A 22,365-nucleotide genomic window follows, 5' to 3' on the forward strand; every position below is an offset into this window, starting at 1 on the left:
AACCTATAGTTCGCTCCTCTTTCGCATATGTCCACAAATCCGTTTTGGAGTTGGTACTCAAAGAAAGGTTGATTTGCCCACAAAAGTGAATTCGTCTATGGAAAGTTGCTTCATCCTATCGGCTTCTTTTCTTTCTGCCTGCAATAATTTCCACTCGAAAACCTTTCCGGCTCTGCCGAACGGTAGCTGCCATAAATCCGAAAAACATGGCCGCCCATATTCCGCCCGTTACGATAACTCCCAGAAAAACTCGCCAAGCGGTTGACCATAAGAGGGGGCGGCTCAAAAGATAGATTCCATAAAACAGCCCTGACCTTAAACCTCCTTCGTAGGTAACAGCCGGAAGGTCTCTAAGAGCGAAAACCAACTCACTTGGCAAAAAAAGATAGGTTAAGCCTAAGGCTAATAAAAGTATGAAAAACAAGTTTATCAGGTACATAAACAAGGAAGCACCTGGGGCTATCCGCTGCTGAGGCGTATCGGGATTGTAACGGCAGTTATTAATCGAATAAAAGAGCCCGATAGAACTTGATCCTAAAGCGAGGAACACCGCTCCAACGACCAAAGCAATAATGAGAGTCTTGGAAACCCCTATAGCCAATGCAGTCCCAACTAACAGTGCTTCCATTAACACCAACGTAGGTAAAATAGCGGCCAATAACTTTCCCCAGACGACTGGCCATCCTGCAAGAGGCACGCTGTTTAAGAGCCAGTCTGATTCTCCCTCACGGCCAAAAGATTGTAAAGCCATATTTCCGCTGAACATAATGGTATACATGATTAACACGGTCATCAATGTACTGCCGGAAGTTTTAACAGACGAAAATAAAAACTGTCCGACAAAGAAAAGCATAATAATCAGAGGTACTAAGTAGCCGAACCACTCCCGGGTATCACGCTTCATTGAGAGCAAATCCTTTTTGGCTACGGCCCACATTCCTAACCAGGGAGATGATGGCGATACAACGTCTTGCATAAGGAAAGCAAGGGAAGGGGCCTTCTGCAGTTTCCCGCTCCCCTCTTCTGCCTGAGCCTTTCGCCGTTTTCCTCTTTCACCTTGACTGAGGGAAATGAATCCTCTGCGGAATCCTTTCTCAACAAGATTAAAAGCGACTAAGAAAAGTAATATCCCGACCAAAAGTATTAACAGACTCCAGGCTAACCCACCTAAGAAATTTTGAGATACACCCGCAACGAGTGCCGACGAACCCCATCCCCAGGGGAAAAATTTCATGACACTAAGCATCTGTTTTTGTTGTTCCAGCCAAGAGCCAATATCGAATTTGTTTCGGCTGTTGATTAACATATTCGGAAGTTGAAAACTAATGGCAATGATAATTCCTGCCAAAGCCCCTATAAAGCCGATAGCTTCCTTACTGCGATGGGGCGGAATAATACGCATTACCAGCAGATTGATCAGTTCAGCGATCGCTGTCCCTATTGCCCATAAACCAAGGCCGACCAATAAAACCAAGATATAGAATGAAACTCCGGCTTTAAAAAGCAATCCGCAAAACAGTCCAGGTAAGAAGGCAAACAAAACGACCGTTAAAAAATTGCTGCCAATAATCACTAACGATTTAACCGCAAACACAGCTTTAATAGGTACCGGTGCCATGAACAAAAGCTCAAGATCATCGGACATATAAAGGGCAACAAATGCTCCTGTAATACCAAAAAAGATCTGAGCCCCTAAGCCGACCATAAACAGCATCGAAAGGAAGCCCTGAACTGTATTGGGGGACAGAGCCTTTAAAGAACCATAAGCGTAAATCCCTAGAGAAGCAATAATTGCAATGGCCCCTATTAAAAGCCCTGCCATGCCCATAAGGGCTCCCACCGGCCTGTGACGAAGTTTGTTCCAACTAACTCGCAGCTGATTTCCAAGCAGGAGCAGAAAATTCTGCCAAAATGATTGTTCCGGCGGCGGACTTTCCAAAGGCGGAGGCAATAGGATTTTCATAACTTTAGCCCTCCCCCAGACTCTTAATCAGTTCAGCATTTTCATGACCGCCTGTAAGCTCTAAGAAGATATCTTCCAGGCTTTCTCCTTCATGTCCTACTTTCTGCCGCAGCTCTTCAGGACTGCCTTGAGCAATCAGCGAGCCATCTTTAAGAATGCCAACGCGATGGCACATCCTTTCGGCAATCTCCAGTATATGTGTGGATACAAAAACAGCAGCCCCTTGTCGAGCCATTTCCTGCAAAACATCTTTGAGCAAACGAGCACTTCCCGGATCAAGACCAACAGTAGGCTCATCGAGAAGAATTACCTTGGGCTGATGGATAAGAGCTGATGCCAATACCACCTTTTGGCGCATGCCATGAGAATAGCCTTCCAGCAACTCATCCGCTCGTTCTTGAAGTCCGAACAAATTCAGCAGCTGTTCTGCCCTCTCTTTCACGACATTCTTAGGTACTCTGTAAAGGGCAGAAATAAGGTACAAGAATTCTCTTGCCGAAAGCTTACCATATAATTTAGGCTGATCTGGCACATAGGCCATTAAAGACTTAGCTTGAGTAGGCTGTTTGCTAATATCATAGTTACAGATCAAGGCCTCTCCTTCACTAGGGTCCAGCAAACCTGTCAACATTTTAATAGTCGTCGTTTTCCCGGCACCATTCGGCCCTAAGAAACCAAATATTTCACCGCTTTTAACTTCTAAATCAAGCCCTTTTACCACAGGTACCGCCCCATACCGTTTCGTCAATCCATGAGTCTTGATTAAAACAGATTCCACAATTACAACTCTCCTTCTCGGTTCTTCTAGAATATAAATGAAGAAGTTGTTTTAATTTTTATGATTAATGCGTCTGACAAAACAACCCCGAAGCTGACCTAAGTAGTATCGTACATCTATGCCAGGAACAATTCAAAAAAGGTGATCATTAATAACGCTGAATCCAAAGGGCAAGAGCCATCAAAATATTCCAGGTCCCGTGAGCTACAACCGATGGCCATATACTGGAAGAGCGTTCATATAACCATGTAAGTACAATTCCTCCCAGAAATAAGGGCAAAAACCGAATAAGGTCAAAATGTAACATCGCAAAAAATATTCCGGTCAGAATTATTCCTCTGCCCTTGCCGTTAGCTTCCCGCAGCGGCGGGTAAATTAAACCGCGAAAGAGCATTTCCTCTTTGATTGGTGCTATGACTCCCCCCAGTAAGGTGAGGAGAGCGAATTCCCAAGGATAGCTTGCCCCTTTAACAGCAAGGGCAAAACTTTGTGGTGCAGGAATACCTAAAATTTTAGTCAATTCGTTCCCCAATAAACCAATACTAAAAAACAAAAAGAATCCTGCCCCTAATCCTAAAAGTAAAAAACGTTTACTGGGTCTCACAAAACCTAAATCTGAAAAGGGACGACGGATAAGGCGCATAAAAACCCAGATAACAGTAATGTATAAGAAAACATCTCCCAAGCCAACTCCCAAAAATCTTATCACTCCGGGTATCGAAACGAGATCCTTAGGGGTTTCCAACCAGCCAAGCGGAAATTCAAGAAGAGTGACAAGAGCTATCAAAAATAATCCTTGCCATATGTTCCAGACCGGGTGTCTTGGAGGAATTAGAGAGTCTTTCTTTTTAACTTTATTAGCCATAGTACTGTCAACCTCAATCTCATGATACTTGAACCCTTCCTTTTCCAATTCTAAGGGTTCACGGCTCTAATGTCCAGAGATGAGAAAAGAAGGGGTCCCGAATTAGGAAACTCCCCTTCTTATAGTTAAGGATGATAAATTTAATTATGACCCAAGTTTTAAGGCAGATATGGTTACTTTATGAGCCTAAGCTTTTTTTCTCCAAATCTTAAGCTTCTTGGCTTCTTCTATAAGTTCCTCTCGGAAATCAGGATGCGCAATCGAAATCAGGGCTTCTGCCCGCTGCCAAGTAGATAGTCCTTTTAAGTTGACCTTACCATACTCAGTGACGACAAATTGCACTGTTGGTCTCGTATCCGTAATTACAGAACCCAAAGTCATTGTACCTTTGATTCTGGAGTGAATGTTTCCTTCTTTATCTTTGTAGGTAGAAGGCAAGCAAATGAAGCTTTTGCCACCTTTAGAATGGTAAGCTGCTTCCACAAAATCCAGCTGTCCGCCGGCTCCGCTGATCATACTTGATCCGGCGGATTCAGAACAAACTTGACCAGTGAGATCGATTTCCAAAGCACTGTTGATTGAAACAAATCGATCGATCTGAGACGCTATAAATGGAAAGTTAGAATAGTCAACCGGGTAGCCCGCTAAAGACGGGTTATCCCGCATGAAGTCATAGAGTTTCTGAGTACCCGCAGCAAAGGAATAAACAATTCTGCCGCGGTCTAAGTTTTTACACTTTCCCGTGACCTTACCTGCTTCCACCATATCTACAAAACCGTCAACCAGCATTTCCGTGTGAATCCCCAGATCCTTAAGATCTGACTCGGCAATCATTTGGCCTAGAGCATTCGGCATTCCGCCAATACCCAGTTGGATGCATGCTCCATCATGAATTTCCGGCAGGACATAAGAAGCAATCTGTCGGTCAATATCCGAGGCAGGAGCTGAGGGCAAGATCGGAAGTCCTCTGTGGCCGCCTTCGACAACGTAATCCACTTTAGAAATATGGACCATGTGATCATAACCGCCATGAACCTTAGGCATATCTTCGTTGACTTCGACGATAACATTACGGGCCTTTTCAATCGCCGCAGCATAGTGTGAAATTGACACGCCAAAACTGAAATAACCATGTTCATCCATCGGGGCTACTTGAATAGCCACAACATCTGTTTGTAAGTTTTCACGTATCCAGCGAGGCATTTCTGAATATTTAAGCGGTATATAATAAGCTAAACCTTTCTGAGCCCATTTTCGTTCACGTCCGCCAAGATGCCAGCTATTCCAGGTAAAATGTTCTCCAGTAGGGTCACTCTCAACACAAGCTATTGGAGTTAAAATGACACCTCCACGCATATTTACGTCATGAAGTTCATCTTTGCGCCGTGCCAATGCTTCATCTAACAGAGTCGGCATGCTGGCAGCCCAACCAAATTCCACCCAATCCCCACTTCGAATCACTTTTACTGCTTCATCAGCTGTAACACATTTTTTCTGATACTCTTCCCTAATCAATGCTGCATCCCCCTTACTTAATTCCATGAATCTCTCGCTCCCAGAACAAAGCCCTAAGTACCGCATTTACTTAGTCCAAGAATTAGTTAATTTGGAGAGTAATGAATTATCTTTGCAATTTCTATGCCAATGACTATTCAATGGATTCCGAATCTTTTGTTTAGTATGCAACAAGCCTTTAAACAGGAAATATCTAGTTGAATGTTCCGATTTATCAGATAATAATGTCCACTTTCGTTGACAGTAAAATTTTAAAATTCTATTGTAGGCTGATTAGCCTTCATTTTTTTGCAATGTCTACATATAGATACATGTATATCAAAGTTGTCATTTATTCAAAAAGCAGGTTAAAGTTTTAATGCTTAACCTGCTTTTCAATAAGTTGAATTTTGTCAAACTTTAGACTATATATTAAGATTTAAGCGTTTTTGATCGCTTTTTCAGGAATTCAGTCATATAATTATGCTTTCTTATGCTTCCATACTCTCAATAATTGCCAGAGCCATTTCTTGAGTTCCAGACGTTCCTCCTAAATCGGGAGTGATATACTCTCGATGGGTTAAAACATTGTATACGCCTTTCTCAACCCTCTGAGCTTCCTTAGCAAATCCCAGATACTTAAGCATTTCAACCCCTGAAAGAATCATCGCCAGAGGGTTCGCAATATTTTGGCCGGCAATCTGAGGAGCACTGCCATGAACAGCTTCAAAAACAGCTCCCATTTCTCCAATGTTTGCTCCCGGGGCAACTCCTAAACCTCCAACCAAGCCTGCGACGAGGTCGGATACAATATCACCGTACAAATTCGGCAGGACCAGCACATCAAACTGTTCAGGGATTTGTACTAAATTCATGCACAAAGCATCAACAATGCGATCTTCACATTCAATATCAGGAAAATCCCGAGCCACATTACGGACACTTTCCAAGAAAAGCCCATCACTCAGCTTCATGATGTTAGCCTTATGGACAATTGTCACACGTTTTCGTCCTTCCCGCCGGGCAAGTTCAAAGGCATACCTGCCGATTCGCTCAGATGCTTCGCGGGTAATTACTTTGATTGACTCCGCAGCCTGATTTCCAACGTTATGCTCAATTCCGGCGTAGAGGTCCTCAGTATTTTCGCGGACAACTACGATATCAACATCTTGATATTTTGAGGGTACATTCGGCAAATTCCGCAAATGGCGCACATTGGCAAAAAGCTGTAACTGCTGCCGCAGGGATACATTGACACTACGAAATCCCTTGCCAACGGGAGTAGTGATCGGCCCCTTGATGGCAACTTTATTGCAGCGAATTGTCTCCAATACTTGCTCCGGCAAAGGAGTGCCATATTTAGCAATACAAGCCTCTCCTGCTTCAACAACTTCCCATTCCAAGGGGGCCTGACTCGCCGTGATAACTTTCCGGGTAGCCGCACTAACCTCAGGTCCTATCCCATCACCAGGAATTAATGTTACCTTAACTGTCATTGAATAATACTCCCTTCTATACGAAGAAAAACTAGGCGTCTAAAGAGGCGGCTCACACGCCGCCTTTTGAACTTGGTCTTAGGATTATTATTTTTTTTGTTTTAACATATCCCCGTAAATATAAACCAGCTCTTTGTCAAACAAGGAACGTTTCATATCGACTGCCAGAGCACGTACTTTTTCAAGCATTACCACGGCTTCTTCTTCAGTGATTTCTTTGCCATATTCTTTAAATTTGGCTTTGATCGAAGCAGTTCCGGAGTGTTTGCCAATAACAATCTGACGTTCCAGACCGACATCTTCCGGACTGAAAGCTTCGTAAGTTCGAGGATTCTTTAAGGCACCATCAGCGTGGATTCCTGATTCATGGGCAAACATGTTGCTTCCCACGATAGATTTCCAAGGAGGAAGCATGCGACCTGAAGCACGGGCAATATATTCAGAAAGTTCAACAAAGCGTTCGGTAACAAAGCTTAAATCGGTGTCCAGCAAGAACTTAAGAGCCATAACTACTTCCTCTAATGCCGCATTACCGGCTCGTTCACCTAAACCGTTGACAGTCACTCCAACGTGAGAAGCGCCAGCCTTAACGCCCGCTAAAGCATTGGCTGTGGCCATGCCGAAATCATCGTGGGTATGCATTTCAACATTGATCCCAGCTTTTTCGATTAACGTTTTTATATTATCGTAGGTGGTGAAGGGATCAAGGATTCCGACAGTATCACAATAACGCAGGCGATCAGCACCCGCTTTTTTGGCTTCTTTAGCAAATTGGACAAGGAAATCCATACTGGAACGAGAAGCATCTTCGGCATTGACAGAAATATACACCCCTTCTCGTTTAGCAAATTCTGTCGCCTTAATCATCCGCTCGAGAACATCTTCGCGAGTCGTCTTGAGTTTATGTTCAATGTGAATATCAGAAGTAGAAATTGAAATGGCCACCGCATCAACACCGCAGGCAAGAGATGCTTCAATATCTGAGATTACCGCTCGATTCCAACCCATAATACTTGCTTTTAAGCCAAGTTTTGTTATCGCGCTGATAGCCTTTTTTTCATCCCCTCCCATGACAGCGACCCCTGCTTCAATTTGATGCACACCAACCTCATCGAGTAAACGAGCAATGCGCAATTTCTCTTGATTGGAAAAAACGACTCCTGCCGTTTGCTCCCCATCCCGTAACGTTGTATCTACAATCGTTAAATGTCTCAATTGGACACACTCCTCTTCTTCAACTTGAAAATATGCTATACTACGCAGTCAATATTTATTCTCTATACTAGCATAATACCTCTTAACTTTGAAGAAGAAGAAAATGCGTATATTGTATACTTTACGAATTAATTGATAGAGAATTTAAATTTAACTTTTTTCAATATTTTATATTTTTAATTACCTATTTTTCTTATTTTCTTATCATTATCTTATCTAAGATAAAATATGACATGGTTTTTAAGATTTATTTCATCCTGAAGTTAAAAGGAGTTGACCTACTTTAAAGGATAATAGGCCAACTCCCTTTTTACTTCAGCGCGATAGCATTTGTTATGGGCTAGGCGCTTTCGGCGAAAGTGTCCACAGGACACTTTCGTCACCGAAGCCCCGATGTTCAGCTTTAGCTAATCGAGTTCACTGAAAAGTGATTAATACCGAACCAATATATAATAAACCACTATATTATTTAGAAAGCTATTAGTCTGACAGTTTCTTTTTAAGCAGCTGATTGACAAGGCCCGGATTCGCTTGTCCTTTTGTCGCTTTCATAATCTGACCGACTAAGAAACCAATGGCCCGCTCTTTTCCAGCATGATAATCTTCGACGGATTGGGGATTAGCAGCGATTACCCCGTCGATGATTCCCAGCAGCGCGCCTTCATCGCTAATTTGGGCAAGCCCTTTCTCCTTGACGATCTGTTCGGCATCCTTGCCGGAAGCATACATTTCTTCTAAAACAGATTTAGCAATTTTTCCGCTCAGAGTTCCCTTATCAATGAGCTTAATCAATTCCACCAGCTGTTGGGCCGAAACAGGCGAATCCGCAATTTGGCATTGATTGCTGTTCAGCAATCGTGTCAAATCCCCCATAACCCAATTCGCTAAACCCTTAGCCTCTGCACCTTGGGCTAAACCCTGGTCAAAATAATCGGCCATGGCTTTAGTTTGAGTGACTACTGCCGCATCATAAGCTGATAACCCTAACTCTTGCAAGCGGTTCCGACGTTCCCGCGGAAGTTCCGGCAAAGTTTGGCGAATCTCTTCCACCCACTGCCGGTCAATGACTAAAGGAACGAGATCCGGCTCGGGGAAATAACGGTAATCATGAGCCTCTTCTTTGGACCGTAAGGCCAAGGTAATCCCCCGTCCTTCATCCCAAGTTCGAGTTTCCTGAATTACTTCTTCTCCTTCATCAAGAACACGTGCCTGACGGGCAATTTCATATTCCATACAGCGCCGGACAGAACTGAAAGAATTAAGGTTTTTAGTCTCAGTTCGGGTTCCAAAGGTCGCTGAACCAATTGGCCTTAAGGAGACATTGACATCGAAACGGACCGAACCCTGTTCCATACGGCAGTCGGAAACGCCTGTGTACTCCAGGATCTGAACCAATTGTTCCAGATAGGCCAAAACTTCCGGAATAGAACGCAAGTCAGGTTCAGAAACGATCTCCAAAAGAGGAACTCCTGCACGGTTATAATCGACGGACGAGGCATCTGAGGTTGTGATGGTTTCCCCGCTGTGGACAAGTTTCCCGGCGTCTTCTTCCATATGAGCCCGGGTGATTCCTATCCACTTTTTCACTCCGTCAACTTCAATTTCCAAACCGCCATTTTTACAAATCGGCAGATCAAATTGGGATGTCTGGTAGTTTTTCGTCAAATCCGGATAGTAGTAGTTCTTGCGGTCAAATTTGGAGAAATCGGCAATTTCACAGTTTAAAGCTAAACCTGCTCCAATAGCATAATTGACAACTTCTCGGTTTAAGACCGGAAGCGTCCCCGGCATCCCTAAACAAACAGGGCAGACATGGGTATTTTGTTCTCCCCCAAACTCAGTTGTACAACCGCAGAATATTTTCGTTTTCGTTTGAAGTTCTACGTGAACTTCTAAACCACAAACCATTTCATAGCGATCAGCGACTACCACGAGCAAGCACCTCCCCGGAAAGATTCGGTTTTAACGTGTGATAATTTGTAGTTTGCTCGAAGGTATAAGCCACGCGGTAAAGTGTTCCCTCATTAAAGGCCTTGCCCATCAATTGCATGCCAATGGGCAAACCATTAACGAAACCTGCAGGAATTGAGATAGCCGGAATCCCTGCCAGATTAATCGGAACCGTTGTAATGTCCGAAAGATACATGGTTAAAGGATTGGACTTTTCTCCAAATTTAAAGGCCGGTGTCGGTGCCGCGGGGCCCAGCAAGACATCAAATTTTTCAAAGGCCTGATCAAAGTCTTGTTTGATTAAGGTCCGAACTTTTTGGGCTTTGAGATAATAAGCATCATAATAACCGGAACTCAAGGCATAGGTTCCCAACATAATTCTGCGCTTAACCTCCTGCCCGAATCCATCTGCCCGAGTCTTCCGGAACATACCTAAGACATCGCCGGCTTCAGCCCGATAGCCATAACGAACGCCATCATAACGGGCAAGATTGGAACTGGCCTCGGCAGTTGCGATCAAATAATAGGCCGGGATAGCATATTCTGTGTGGGGCAAAGAACATTCGCTCACTTCAGCCCCTAAGCTGCGCAGGGTTTCAACGCATTTTTGAATCCCTTTAGCGACCTCCGGGTCAATCCCTTCCCCGAAATATTCACGGGGAAGGCCAATTTTCAAACCCTTAATATCATTGATCAGGAATTTCGTATAATCAGGCTTATCATAGCGAACTGACGTGGAATCCATGGCATCATAACCGGCAATCGCATTCATCACCAAAGCATTGTCACGAACGGTTTTAGTTAGAGGACCTATCTGATCAAGGGAGGAAGCATAGGCGATAAGGCCAAAGCGAGAGACAGCTCCGTAGGTTGGCTTCAAGCCAACGACGCCGCAAAAGGCTGCCGGCTGACGAATCGATCCCCCGGTATCAGACCCCAGGGAAAAGGCAGCCAAGTCAGCTGCGACAGAAACTGCCGCGCCGCCGGAAGAACCTCCGGGAACGCAGTCTAAATTCCAGGGATTGCGCGTTTTCATATAGGCCGAATTCTCGGTCGAAGAACCCATGGCAAACTCATCCATATTTAATTTGCCTAGAAGAATACTTCCGGCATCCTTTAGGCGTGTTGTTACCGTAGCATCATAGGGAGGATAAAATTCCCGGAGCATTTGGGAAGCACAAGTTGTACGTACGCCTTCCGTACACATATTGTCTTTCATAGCCATGGGGATTCCTTCTAAGGCCCCCAGCTCTTCTCCCCGAGCGATCTTTTGGTCAATCTCTGAGGCTTGGGTTTGAGCGTCTTTTTCTAAGACGGTTAAATAAGCCTGTAAATCTTTATCTAAATCCCCAATTCGCTCTAGGTAAGCGTTGGTTAATTCAGCAGCGCTAACTTCTTTATGGATAAGAAGTTCATGGAGCTCACTTATCGATTTCTCAAATATCATAAATGCCAGCCCCTCCTTTCTATGTGAGACTAATTCTGGGAACTCTAAAAAATCCTTCTTCGGCATCCGGGGCATTTCTTAAGGTTTTATCGTGGCTAATTGAAGGTTTTACTTCGTCCTCCCGCAGCACATTATGCAGAGGAACAGCATGAGCCGTAGGAACAACGCCATCGGTGTCCAAGCGTTCCAGCATTGCAGCATAATCTAAAATAGAGTTCAACTGCAGGGTATAGTCTTGAATTTCTTGTTCGTTCAACTCTAAACGTGCCAATCCGGCGACATATATAACGTCTTCACGTGAAATTGCCATCAAATTCACCTTCCTTTGACTATTTTTTCGCTATCTATTTATAATAGCAAATCTGGAAGATTGGGGCAACATATGCAAATCATGCAAATAGGACGGTTCTTTGCAATATCCCGACAGGATACCACAAAGAACCGTCCCTGGTTCTGTCCCATTCCTTCTCAACCCCTTTATCCCTGGGTCTCCTGTATCAGCAAGGCCTCAAACTCATCTTCCGTTAGCACTTGTACTCCAAGCTCCTGGGCTTTTGTCAGCTTAGAACCGGCTTTCTCCCCAGCTATAACGAAAGCTGTCTTTTTACTCACCGAGCTGGCTGCTTTACCGCCGTGATCTTCAATAACCTTTTCAATCTCCCGTCGGTCCCAGCGTTCTAAAGAACCTGTGACCACAATGCTTTTGCCGGTAAAAATCTGCGGATTTGAGGTTATCTCAGCCGTCATGTCAACTCCGGCCCGGCTCAATTTTTCAATAAAGAGTTTAGTACTCTCCAAACTGAAAAAATAAATGAGATTTTCTGCCATAGTCGGACCGATGTCGGGGATTTCTTGTAATTCCTCCAGAGACGCTTGCATAAGCCCCTCCATTGACCCGAACCTCTGAGCCAGGATTTTACCGGCCTTTTCTCCCGTATGGCGAATCCCTAAGGCAAAAATCAAAGGTCCCAAGCCCCTGGTCTTGCTTTCCTGAATGGCCTTCAAGAGATTTTCAGCCGATTTCTTGCCCATCCGCTCAAGGGGGATGAGCTCTTCGAAGGTTAAGGAATATAGATCTGCCGCATCAGAAATCAGATTGGCATCGAGGAGCTGTTGAATCACTGCAGGCCCCAGACCATCGATGGCCATGGCATCACGAGAGACGAAGTGAATAATTCCCTCCCGTTGTCTCGCCGGACAGGTTATACTTTGACAGCGATAGGCTACTTCACCTTCTTCTTGGCGGACAGGGCTCTGACATTCCGGACAATATTCCGGCATTGCAAAGATTCGTTCTTCTCCCGTTCGTTTCTCTGGCAGCATCCTTACAACTTCAGGGATGACATCACCGGCCTTTTGCAGCAGAACATGATCGCCAATGCGAATATCTTTCTGGCGAATGTTATCAAGATTATGAAGAGTCGCCCGGCTCACCGTAGACCCTGCTACTAAAACAGGTCTCAGGACTGCCGTAGGCGTTAATACTCCCGTTCGGCCGACACGAATGAGAATATCTTCGACAACCGTTTCTACTTGTTCCGCAGGAAATTTATAAGCAATTGCCCAACGGGGACTTTTGGCCGTAAAGCCCAATTCTTGTTGAACGACAAAGTCATTCACTTTAATAACAAGTCCATCGATATCATAAGAGAACCCGTGACGTTCCGAGGACATCCGCTCACAATAAGCAATAACTTCCTCGATAGTCTGAAAAATTCTATATTCCGGATTAACAACAAACCCTTGTTCTTTTAAATACTCAAGGACTTCCCTTTGGTTATGTAAGCCTAACTCGTTTGCTCCTAACACCTGATAGGCAAAATAATCCAGCTTCCGCTGAGCCGTTATTTTAGAGTTTAATTGGCGCAGAGATCCTGCAGCAGCATTACGGGGATTGGCGAATGTTGACAGTCCTTCCTCTTCCCGTTCTTGATTCAGGCGGGCAAAAGAGGCCTTCGGCATATATCCTTCTCCCCGGACACTTAGCCCTGACACCTCGTCTTTTAAGCGCAAGGGGATGGATTTAACCGTCTTCACATTGGCGGTAATATCCTCACCCACTTCACCATCACCGCGAGTTGCCCCCACCGCCAGCAGACCGTTTTCGTAGGTAAGAGCAACGGTTAAGCCATCAATCTTAAGTTCCACCACATAGTCGACAGATGATGTCACTTGGCGCACCCTGCGGTCAAACTCCCTCAGGTCTTCTGCGGAAAAGGCATTATCTAAACTAAGGAGAGGTTCCAAATGACGTACTTTAGAGTACTCTTTGGCAACCTCTCCCCCGACTCGTACAGTTGGAGAATCGGGAGTAACCCAGTCCGGATGTTTCGCTTCTAGGCTCAGCAATTCGCGCATGAGGGCATCGTAGTCCGCATCAGTCATGGTGGGTTGATCAAGCAGGTAGTACTGCTTATTCGCAGCCTCTATCTCTTCCCTCAACCATCTCATACGCTCGAATTCATCCTGCACCAAAATTTCCTCCCGTCTCCTTATTATGTTGCTTTGTATTAATTAGTTCGCTGAAAAATAAGTTGTCATCGGCGGAACAACTTGTTTTTTACGGGACAGAACACCTGGAAGCTCAACGCTGCCATTAACGAGTTCTTTACCGAAAGCTTTAGCAACTTCTTCCGGCTTATCCCCTTTAACGATCAATTCGGTATAGTCACTTAAAATATCGGTAACCATTAAGCAGATATAACGCAGGTCTTGAGCAACGCGATAGTCCTCAAGTCCTTTATTTAAGTTTGCCCGCACGTCTTCAAATCCATCCATACCCATCAAGCTGACTTGACCGACACCAATCTTGTTGGATCCCATGGTGAAGGCTTTGAAGTCTTCTTCAATCATGCTTTGCGGGGTGCGTTCAGCAATATTAGAACCGGCTTTGAACATTTCAACACCAAAGGTTTTAGGATCAACGCCGGCAATAGCTGCCAGTTCAGCAGCAATAACTTTATCTGACTCAGTGCAGGTTGGGGATTTGAAAATAACCGTATCGGAAAGAATAGCAGCCAGTAAGATACCAGCGATAGCTTTTTCAGGCACTAAACCTTTTTCCTTGTATGCTTGAGCAACAATGGAGCAGGTGGAGCCAACAGGTTCGATCCGTACATAAAGAGGCTCAGCAGTTTGGAAGCCGCCAACTTTGTGGTGGTCAACGATTTGTACAAGCTGAGCTTGATCTGCACCTGCAACAGCTTGACCATATTCATTGTGGTCAACAAGGATCATTTTTTGTTTAGCTTCAACAGACGCTAAAACTTCAGGCACTGCAACTCCATAATAGTTGAGAACAAACTCGGTCTCTTTATTGATTTTGCCTGCTGTAACAGGAACACAATTTTCAGCGCCGGTGAGTTCTTTTAAACGAGCTAAAGCAATTGCAGAGCAAACTGAATCTGTATCTGGGTTTTTATGACCAACAATATAAATCTTATCCATTATAACACCTAAACCTTTCTCTTTAAAATTCAAAATGCATTTAGAGCTTCGTTAGTTTGGCATATTCCGCCAGGAGTTTTTTAATTCCAATTCCACCGTCAAATACAATTGTCAATTCTGCTTGATTTCCTTCACCCTTGATTGAGACAATAATTCCTCGTCCGAATTTTACATGCTCAACCTTTTCTCCTACGTGATGAGCCTCACCTCCTTTAATGACGACCGGGCTGCCAAAATCTTTCTCCCAGGTGCCGGACCCCAATGGGGTTCTCCGATCCAGCTTGCCCTCCTGTCTCTGAAATGATTTGGGTGAAGTATTTGAACGCAGTTTAGGCGGATCGAGTGGATCGATATCCGTCATTAGTTCTGACGGAATCTCCTCTAAAAACCGCGAAGGTGGATTATATTGGGTTTTGCCATAAAGCATACGCATCTCTGAATTGCACAAGTAAAGTTTTTCACGTGCCCGTGTGATAGCTACATAACAGAGTCGCCTCTCTTCCTCCAATTCAGAGGGATCAAGAAAGGACCTGCTGCTGGGAAAAATTCCTTCTTCCATACCAACGACGAAAACGACGGGATATTCCAGGCCTTTGGCACTGTGCATCGTCATTAAGGCAATGGATTCTTCCGTAGGATCCAGTTCATCAATATCCGCGACCAAAGACACTTGTTCTAAAAAACCGCTGACTCCGCCGAGGCTCTGCTCTGCTTCTCCGTCGCCTTCAGCTTGAGCTGCCAGGGCATCAAACTCCGTCGTAACGGACAGAAACTCCAACAGGTTTTCCAAACGGGCCTCGGCCTCCGGTGAATTATCTGCTTCGAGAATCCCCTGGTAGCCTGTTTTGTTCAAAATTTCCTTGACTAAGTCAGTCACAGTGGCATTTTGGGAAAACTCGACTAACCCTTGCATTAAATGGGCAAAAGCCAGTAAGGGTTTCTTGGCTCGGGCCGTCAATTCCGGAATATAATCTGCTTCCATTATCGCATCAAGAACGGGCATTCCTTGTTCATTGGCATATTCCAGAATTTTCTCCAGGGTACTTTCTCCTAAGCCCCGTTTGGGAACGTTGAGTACCCGGGCAAAGCTGACTTGGTCTGAAGGGTTATAGATAACCCTCAGATAGGCCAGCATATCTTTAATCTCTAAGCGCTGATAGAATTTCAGGCCTGAAAAAATCCGGTAAGGCAAAGCCGCTTTCATAAGCTGTTCTTCCAGGATTCGAGATTGGGCATTCGTACGATAAAGAATTGTAAAATCGCTGTAAGGACGGCCTTCCAGTTCATGCAAACGCTGAACCCGTTCCACCACATATCTTGCTTCATCCCGTTCATCATTGCTGACATAACAAACGATGGGCTGACCTTCCGAATTCTCTGTCCAGAGAGATTTTTCCTTGCGTCCTTCATTATTCCTTACAACGGCATTAGCAGCGTCAAGAATTTTTTGAGTAGACCGATAATTCTGTTCAAGCTTGATGACTTTAGCTTCAGGATAATCCCGTTCAAAATCAAGGATATTCTGAATATCAGCCCCGCGCCATCTGTAAACGGACTGATCATCATCGCCTACCACACAGAGATTGCGGTAACGACTGGCCAGCAGCTTTACCAGCACATACTGGGCGTGATTCGTATCCTGATATTCATCAACCATAATATAGCGGAATTTCTCCTGATAATAGTCCAGAACCCTCTCATCTTCTCGAAACAGCTTAACGGTAAGCATAATAATATCATCAAAATCAAGGGCATTATTCGTCCGCAGTTTTTTCTGGTAATCCCGGTACAGATCAACGACTTTACTCTGGAAATAATCGCCGGCCTGGCTGGCAAATCCATCAGGATCGAGGAGTTTATTTTTGGCATCGCTAATCACTGCAGCAACACTGCGCGGAGAAAATTTCTTCTCATCCAGATTCTTTTCCTTCAAGCATCCTTTGATCAAGGCCAGTTGATCTCCAGCATCATAAATAACAAAATTCCGGGTATATCCTGGCATATGCTCAATATCCCGCCGCAGAATGCGAACACAAGCTGAATGGAAGGTGCTGACCCAAAGTCCCCGACCTTCACTGCCCACGAGGGCAGTCACTCGATCCCGCATCTCTTTAGCCGCTTTATTCGTAAACGTAATCGCTAAGATATCACCCGGTTCAACGCCCCGGGCAATTAAATGAGCAATTCGGTAAGTAAGCACGCGAGTCTTCCCTGATCCTGCACCGGCCAGAATAAGAAGCGGCCCTTCCTGATGCTCAGCAGCTTCTCTTTGTACTGAATTCAAATCGTCTAACCGATACATTAACCACTCCACCTCACTTCTTGTACATATTATAACATACTGTTCGTCCTGACTGTTGCTTGATTTCTGAGGGGCGGTTCCCTTGAAAGGACTCATTATAACTTTTCCCTATATCAAGTAGTAATGATTGTTATAATGAAACCCTCATTATAGGTCTTTTATTCCAGTATTTTGCAGTATATTATCCCTTGCTGGAAAAATTAGCCGAAATATCCCTGCATTTTGGACATACATTGCTCATTTCCTTCTATTTTCACTTGCAAATTTCCTTAAAGCAACATAAATAAGGTTAATGGAGACATACGTTGTTCCATTAACCTTACTAATCTTTTCGAGTCTCTTAAGATAAATCGGACTAATCATCACTACCAATAAGGCATAAGTAATGAAAATTACTCAAAAACCCCCTCAAAATCGAGGCCTTTCAAAAATTCGTCCTGGAATTCCTTCTTATTGGAAAGCTCAATATGCTCTGCCTGTTTAGCCATTGTCCCAGCCCGTCTTCGCTCCTCAAGGGAAAGTAAGGCCATTTTGGCTCCATCGCCGGCAGCATTGCCAATGGACTGAATTTTCTCCAAGGGCAATGGCGGCAGCAACCCGATTCCCAGAGCACTTTCTTTCTTAATATAATTGCCAAAAGCCCCGGCCAGGAGCACCCGGTCAATCTCTAAGGGAGTAATCCCCATTTCTCTGACAAGAAGCGTGATCCCGGCGCTGATAGCTCCTTTGGCTAATTGCAGTGCCCGAATATCCTTTTGGGAAAGAACAATATCCTCGCCGCTGGCCGTATCGTTTCCCCAAGCAAGTACAAACTCGTTGGTCCGCTCACCTTTTCGCAATCTCTCGCGTACCCGCGGAGGCAATTGTTCCAGTTCTTCCGGTTCACTGGCATACCGTCCCGAAGAAGTAATAACTCCTGCCCGATACATTTCAGCAATGGCATCAATCAGACCAGATCCACAGATACCTCGGGCTTTTCCTTCACCGATAATCTTTAATTCCACATCCCCAGTTATGTTTACACCTTCGATCGCACCTTCTGCAGCCCGCATTCCATAACGGATTTCAGCTCCTTCAAAGGCCGGCCCGGCTGCCGTTGAACAGGTCAGAATCCTGCCCTTACCGCTGAGAACCATCTCTCCGTTTGTTCCAATATCAACAATGAGGCTGACCCCATCTAAACGATCAGCTCCTGCCGCTAACATAACTCCCACAGTATCCGATCCCACATAACCGGCCACATTCGGCAAGACTACGACTCGCCCGGCAGCGAGGATATCGAGGCCCAGCTCTTGAGCTTCAACATCAACCATTTGCTGAAAAACCGGGATGAAAGGGGCAGGGGCTAAATAGGTGGGATCAATACCCAAAAACAGATGGGCCATTGTTGTGTTACCGACAACCACAGCCTGATAGATTTCTTCTTGGGGAATTTCGTTTTCCTGACACAGCTTAGCAATGATTTTATTAAGTCCCCCCATCACTTTCTTTTGAACTTCTTGCAATTTCTCGTAACCACCTGCCGCGTAGGTTATACGCGAGATAACATCGGCTCCGTAAATCTGCTGCGGATTTGTCATGGCACCGCTGTCAACGATGATACCCTTAATTATATCCAGGAGGTAAACGACAACCGTCGTGGTGCCGATATCGACAGCGATACCATAGCCATGGTTTGAGGTATCATGGGATTCTACAGCTATCAGTCTGTTGCCGTCCAACACTGCTGTGATCTGAAAACCACCGTCGCGCAATACTTTTGCCAAGGTTGCCGCAGCGGAACGGCTAAAACAGATAGTTTCCTTGCCTGGTAAAGAAGAAACTAAGCGATCCCAATCGGACATTTGATCCTCAACCGTCGGCCGCGCTAGTTTAAGGGGATGCTTCGTTATGCTGGGACTCAGAGCAATTTGCTGCAGCTCGGCAAAATCCGCCTTCCGCTGATAAACGTCCTTCTGTTCTTCAAGATGAATCACTGCATTCTGTGTAAGAGTATGTTGACAGGCCAGGACCCATCCGGCCTCTAATTCTGAAGCAGATAAAAACTTCTTTTCAGCCAACGTGGGAGAATAAGGGGTATCGGTCTTGACTTGAACTTTACATTTCCCGCAGGTTCCTTTACCTCCGCAGTTGCTCTCAACTTGTCTCCCGGCTAAGCCAATTGCTTGTAAAATGGTTGTTCCATCCTCAACCTGGACAACTTTGTTCGAAAACTTGACGTCAATCATCTCTGTCACTCCTTCCGAAACTATTTTTGTCTATGTTAACGTTGTACCCAAAACCAAATAAAATTGTAGGCAAAATCATCTAATTTCTCCCATTCCTTTTTTACAATTTCCTCATTCCCAGGAAAATCTCCTAGTTCTTCGAGTTTTAATTCCCAGGGCACACAAACGCCCGGCTTGGGATTAATAAGTGCTTTTTCCTGATCTGACATTAATTTTCCTCCTATCTTCTAATAAACCCCAAATTCCCGGGCAGCTTCGATCATGGTGATGAGATTTTCCTGTTTGGCATCTCCCATGATGACCCCGCCGGAATCCAAAATAAACCCGCCGTCACGGCCTAATTCGTCAATAGATCTTTTGACCTGCTCCCGAATCTTTTCCGGAGTTCCATAGGTTAACAGGGTCGTAGGCACACCACCCTGCAGACAGAACCTGCCGCCTAAAACTTCTTTTGCTTTCCTGGCATCTGTCGTATCAATTTGAAAGATAATACTTCTCTCAGGCAATTCGGCAATTTTCTCCAGATACGGAGTCCAATCACCTTCGGCATAAAACAACATCCGTTTGCCTTTGGCCCACAAGCCTTCAATCGTCGCCTTCAAGGAAGGCCAGTAGAAAGTTTCCCATTGACGGGGATTAAGGAAAGGATAAGCACCGCGATGCAGAGGGGCAAAGCAGGGGAAACGGGTATCTGCTCCGGCGCCGGCCAGACCACAATTAACGTTATGAGGAGTTATGGCCTCACAAGCGGCTAATACTTTCTCCGGACGACGGCGCAGATCCAGAAGAATTCCTTTCATGCCTCTCAGAGCATCCCCCAGAGTATCAAAAGGGGCTTTCGTAAATCCGGTTCCCTGCCCGACGATTCCATGTTCTTTGGTCCATTTTTCGTAAGCGGCTGCCGTTATGCTTCCGGACATCGCGAAAGCAGCCGCACCTTTGATGAGAGCGATTGTTGAGCGATATGATCCCGGATTGGCAAGTTCAGTACTTATGTTAGGCAAAAAATGATTAACGAGCCATTCCGTCGGGCTGGCGGTAAATTCGTCATAATCATCGGGCTTCATATATTCTTCTTCATTGTATTGAAAGGTTGAGTTTTCATCGACTCCGATACCTGGAAATTTATACAATTTTGAACCCATAGCATCAAACATCGGCGGCCACCACAGGCATGGACCACCCTTGAAAATATCAAAATCCAAGCCCGGCAGCATTTCCGAGACAATTGAGTTACTTTTATCAAGATCATAAAAAATTTCCTGGAACGTTGTACCTTTATACTTTACAACCCACTCCCCAATACCGAAGGCAACGGGAACCATATCTGGTTTTCCGCAATCCATAGCAGTGATGTAACGATTTAATCGTTGTTGATAAAGGGTTTCCTTATCGTTCATAGTCCCTTATACCCCTTCCTCTTAAAAACAGCCGCATCCATATCAAAAGCCCTATAGAGCGTTAAGAAATAGCGGTTGAACACAATCGCTTGATTAACCCAAATACTGCTTTGCCGGTAAAGATACAAAGTTTTGTCCAAAATAGATTAACCCTACATACAAAACGGTATTGGCACCATTGTAGTAGGGTATTAATGGTTTCATAACATATTTCGATAGTGTGGTCTCACGACTGTGAGACCGAACCCTCTCCGGTTCCTAAAATATTACGGTAGATCTTTAAGGCTTCTGTTACATCGTTAGCGTAAAAATCTGCCCCCGTGTATTCTTTTACCTGCTGATTAACCGGATACCCTCCAACTACAACTTTAACTTGATCTCTAAGTCCTGCATCAATGAGCAGATCCACAACCTTTTTGATCGATCCGACACAAAAGGATAGCAAAACACTGATTCCTAAGATTACGGCCTTTGTTTCGCTTACCGCTTGAACAAATCTCTCGGGTGTTACATCAACCCCTAAGTCAGAAACTTCGTAACCAGAAGAACGCAAAAGATAAATAATTATATTCTTACCCAGATCATGAATATCACCTTCGATGGTACCCATGATGATCGGTTGAAATCCCTTATTGGATCCCTTGACAGGGATATGAGGTTCCAAAATTCTCATTACTTCTTTAAGAATTTCTTCAGACATGATAAGATCCGATAAAAAGTAATCGCTGTCACTGTACTTTTCTCCGACTATTTCCACACCCCGCCGGCAGCTCTCAATAATATCGACAGCGCTGCAGCCGGCCTGAATTCTTTCGTTTACCAGCCTTAACGTCTTTTCTTCATCAAGATTTGCCATTGCTATTTGCAGTTCGTCTTCCACCTTATGAACCCCCAATTAGCTAGTCTTTTTTGTACCAGCCATCATAGCTGGTTAGTTTATACCGATCTCCTCTGTAAACAGCTTTACTCCACCCCACTGGTTTAAGGTCTGAATTATAAATGGTCTGCTCAATCAGAAAAACCGGGGCATGAGGAGGGATTCCTAGAATTAAGGCTTCTTCATGAGAACAGGACGCAACCTGTAAAACCTTCTTCGAACTCACCGGCACATATTCCGTATGCGCTGCTATTAGGCCCGGCAAACTTGGATCTTTTAGTTCTGATTCAAGGATCGGTTTACTTTTACTATAAATTGTGTATTTTACCTCATAAGATAGCCGTTCATTTTCAGCCGCAAGTACCGTCCGAAAAAACAAAAACCTTTTGTCTTCCCCCTGAATCTCAAACTTCGCCTTAAGGGCTTCGTCTGACCTAACAATTTTAGCTTCTAAGAGAGTTGTTTTATAATTAAGCCCTCTTTTTTTTATTTCTTGATTAAAATCATTTAATTCAAAAACGATATTATTCAGTTTGGGGGTCGCTACAAACGTACCTTTTCCCTGCTGAGCATAAACCATGCCCGCTGCCACCAGCTCGGAAATTGCCCTCCGTACCGTCATTCGACTTATTTCGTAGCGCATAGCGATATCGTTTTCTGTCGGTAATGACTCTCCTGGTTTCAAATCTCCTCGGCGAATCTGTCCCTCAAGCAGCTTAAAAAGCTGGTAGTATATGGGGATAACTGAATTTTTATCGATGACTGTTTCTTCTTGACTCACCCAAAACACCTATTCCTGCTTATAATTGTCTGCTAAATTTCGAATTTTTTTAAGTTTAACATGCTAAAATATGGGTGTCAATCATCAAAATAAGGTGAAGGAAATCTCCTTCACCCTAGCCG

17 protein-coding genes are annotated in these 22,365 nt (G+C 44.6%); all 17 read right to left on the bottom strand.

Annotation, left to right across the window (positions count from 1 at the left end):
* Positions 1-115 precede the first annotated feature (115 nt).
* The 17 genes from B5Y67_RS07695 to B5Y67_RS07770 all read right to left on the bottom strand — a co-directional run bounded on the left by B5Y67_RS07695 (position 116) and on the right by B5Y67_RS07770 (position 22,243).
* Positions 116-1,963, bottom strand: coding sequence for a putative ABC exporter domain-containing protein (locus B5Y67_RS07695; RefSeq protein ID WP_088225872.1), 1,848 nt, complete (start codon positions 1,961-1,963; stop codon positions 116-118).
* Between the two features lie 4 nt (positions 1,964-1,967).
* Positions 1,968-2,741: an ABC transporter ATP-binding protein gene (locus tag B5Y67_RS07700; RefSeq protein ID WP_088225873.1), complete on the bottom strand. Its 774-nt coding sequence runs from the start codon at positions 2,739-2,741 to the stop codon at positions 1,968-1,970.
* 148 nt (positions 2,742-2,889) lie between these two features.
* Entirely contained in the window at positions 2,890-3,606 is a 717-nt protein-coding gene (locus tag B5Y67_RS07705; RefSeq protein ID WP_088225874.1) for a type II CAAX endopeptidase family protein, read from the bottom strand.
* A 186-nt stretch (positions 3,607-3,792) separates the two neighbouring features.
* Complete coding sequence (locus B5Y67_RS07710; protein WP_088225875.1) at positions 3,793-5,148, bottom strand: acetyl-CoA hydrolase/transferase C-terminal domain-containing protein; 1,356 nt, start codon at positions 5,146-5,148, stop codon at positions 3,793-3,795.
* A 443-nt stretch (positions 5,149-5,591) separates the two neighbouring features.
* Positions 5,592-6,596, bottom strand: a complete 1,005-nt coding sequence (locus B5Y67_RS07715) for an isocitrate/isopropylmalate dehydrogenase family protein (protein WP_088225876.1) — start codon at positions 6,594-6,596, stop codon at positions 5,592-5,594.
* A gap of 87 nt (positions 6,597-6,683) precedes the next feature.
* On the bottom strand, positions 6,684-7,811 hold the full coding sequence (gene nifV, locus B5Y67_RS07720; RefSeq protein WP_088225877.1) for a homocitrate synthase: 1,128 nt from the start codon (positions 7,809-7,811) through the stop codon (positions 6,684-6,686).
* 480 nt (positions 7,812-8,291) lie between these two features.
* A complete protein-coding gene (gatB, locus tag B5Y67_RS07725; protein ID WP_088225878.1) occupies positions 8,292-9,743 on the bottom strand; it encodes an Asp-tRNA(Asn)/Glu-tRNA(Gln) amidotransferase subunit GatB in 1,452 nt (483 codons plus the stop codon).
* Positions 9,730-11,208 carry an Asp-tRNA(Asn)/Glu-tRNA(Gln) amidotransferase subunit GatA gene (gene gatA / locus B5Y67_RS07730; RefSeq protein ID WP_088225879.1) on the bottom strand — a complete coding sequence of 493 codons (1,479 nt, stop codon included), beginning with the start codon at positions 11,206-11,208 and terminating at the stop codon, positions 9,730-9,732. The genes gatB and gatA overlap by 14 nt, the downstream gene beginning before the upstream one ends.
* A 19-nt stretch (positions 11,209-11,227) precedes the next feature.
* Positions 11,228-11,518, bottom strand: a complete 291-nt coding sequence (gatC, locus tag B5Y67_RS07735) for an Asp-tRNA(Asn)/Glu-tRNA(Gln) amidotransferase subunit GatC (RefSeq protein WP_088225880.1) — start codon at positions 11,516-11,518, stop codon at positions 11,228-11,230.
* 167 nt (positions 11,519-11,685) lie between these two features.
* Positions 11,686-13,680 carry an NAD-dependent DNA ligase LigA gene (gene ligA, locus B5Y67_RS07740; RefSeq protein ID WP_088225881.1) on the bottom strand — a complete coding sequence of 665 codons (1,995 nt, stop codon included), beginning with the start codon at positions 13,678-13,680 and terminating at the stop codon, positions 11,686-11,688.
* Positions 13,681-13,722: 42 nt separating this feature from the next.
* Positions 13,723-14,658: a putative manganese-dependent inorganic diphosphatase gene (locus B5Y67_RS07745; protein WP_088225974.1), complete on the bottom strand. Its 936-nt coding sequence runs from the start codon at positions 14,656-14,658 to the stop codon at positions 13,723-13,725.
* A gap of 37 nt (positions 14,659-14,695) precedes the next feature.
* Positions 14,696-16,957: a DNA helicase PcrA gene (pcrA, locus tag B5Y67_RS07750; RefSeq protein WP_088225882.1), complete on the bottom strand. Its 2,262-nt coding sequence runs from the start codon at positions 16,955-16,957 to the stop codon at positions 14,696-14,698.
* Between the two features lie 392 nt (positions 16,958-17,349).
* Positions 17,350-19,185: an ASKHA domain-containing protein gene (locus B5Y67_RS07755; RefSeq protein WP_088225883.1), complete on the bottom strand. Its 1,836-nt coding sequence runs from the start codon at positions 19,183-19,185 to the stop codon at positions 17,350-17,352.
* Positions 19,186-19,220: 35 nt separating this feature from the next.
* Entirely contained in the window at positions 19,221-19,394 is a 174-nt protein-coding gene (locus B5Y67_RS25275) for a hypothetical protein (protein ID WP_170932627.1), read from the bottom strand.
* Positions 19,395-19,412: 18 nt separating this feature from the next.
* Positions 19,413-20,585 carry a uroporphyrinogen decarboxylase family protein gene (locus tag B5Y67_RS07760; RefSeq protein ID WP_088225884.1) on the bottom strand — a complete coding sequence of 391 codons (1,173 nt, stop codon included), beginning with the start codon at positions 20,583-20,585 and terminating at the stop codon, positions 19,413-19,415.
* 226 nt (positions 20,586-20,811) lie between these two features.
* Complete coding sequence (locus B5Y67_RS07765; RefSeq protein WP_088225885.1) at positions 20,812-21,465, bottom strand: cobalamin-dependent protein; 654 nt, start codon at positions 21,463-21,465, stop codon at positions 20,812-20,814.
* 19 nt (positions 21,466-21,484) lie between these two features.
* Positions 21,485-22,243, bottom strand: a complete 759-nt coding sequence (locus B5Y67_RS07770; RefSeq protein ID WP_088225886.1) for a GntR family transcriptional regulator — start codon at positions 22,241-22,243, stop codon at positions 21,485-21,487.
* Positions 22,244-22,365: the final 122 nt, after the last annotated feature.

It is taken from the genome of Desulfosporosinus sp. FKB, from assembly GCF_002196705.1.
GTDB lineage: Bacteria > Bacillota > Desulfitobacteriia > Desulfitobacteriales > Desulfitobacteriaceae > Desulfosporosinus.

What these genes read in the sequence shown, in the direction of transcription:
- B5Y67_RS07695 (WP_088225872.1), bottom strand. Translation starts at nt 1,963, where the DNA reads ATGAAAATCCTATTGCCTCCGCCTTTGGAAAGTCCGCCGCCGGAACAA.
- B5Y67_RS07705 (WP_088225874.1), bottom strand. Translation starts at nt 3,606, where the DNA reads ATGGCTAATAAAGTTAAAAAGAAAGACTCTCTAATTCCTCCAAGACAC.
- B5Y67_RS07710 (WP_088225875.1), bottom strand. Translation starts at nt 5,148, where the DNA reads ATGGAATTAAGTAAGGGGGATGCAGCATTGATTAGGGAAGAGTATCAG.
- B5Y67_RS07715 (WP_088225876.1), bottom strand. Translation starts at nt 6,596, where the DNA reads ATGACAGTTAAGGTAACATTAATTCCTGGTGATGGGATAGGACCTGAG.
- gatA (WP_088225879.1), bottom strand. Translation starts at nt 11,208, where the DNA reads ATGATATTTGAGAAATCGATAAGTGAGCTCCATGAACTTCTTATCCAT.
- gatC (WP_088225880.1), bottom strand. Translation starts at nt 11,518, where the DNA reads ATGGCAATTTCACGTGAAGACGTTATATATGTCGCCGGATTGGCACGT.
- pcrA (WP_088225882.1), bottom strand. Translation starts at nt 16,957, where the DNA reads ATGTATCGGTTAGACGATTTGAATTCAGTACAAAGAGAAGCTGCTGAG.
- B5Y67_RS07755 (WP_088225883.1), bottom strand. Translation starts at nt 19,185, where the DNA reads ATGATTGACGTCAAGTTTTCGAACAAAGTTGTCCAGGTTGAGGATGGA.
- B5Y67_RS25275 (WP_170932627.1), bottom strand. Translation starts at nt 19,394, where the DNA reads ATGTCAGATCAGGAAAAAGCACTTATTAATCCCAAGCCGGGCGTTTGT.
- B5Y67_RS07760 (WP_088225884.1), bottom strand. Translation starts at nt 20,585, where the DNA reads ATGAACGATAAGGAAACCCTTTATCAACAACGATTAAATCGTTACATC.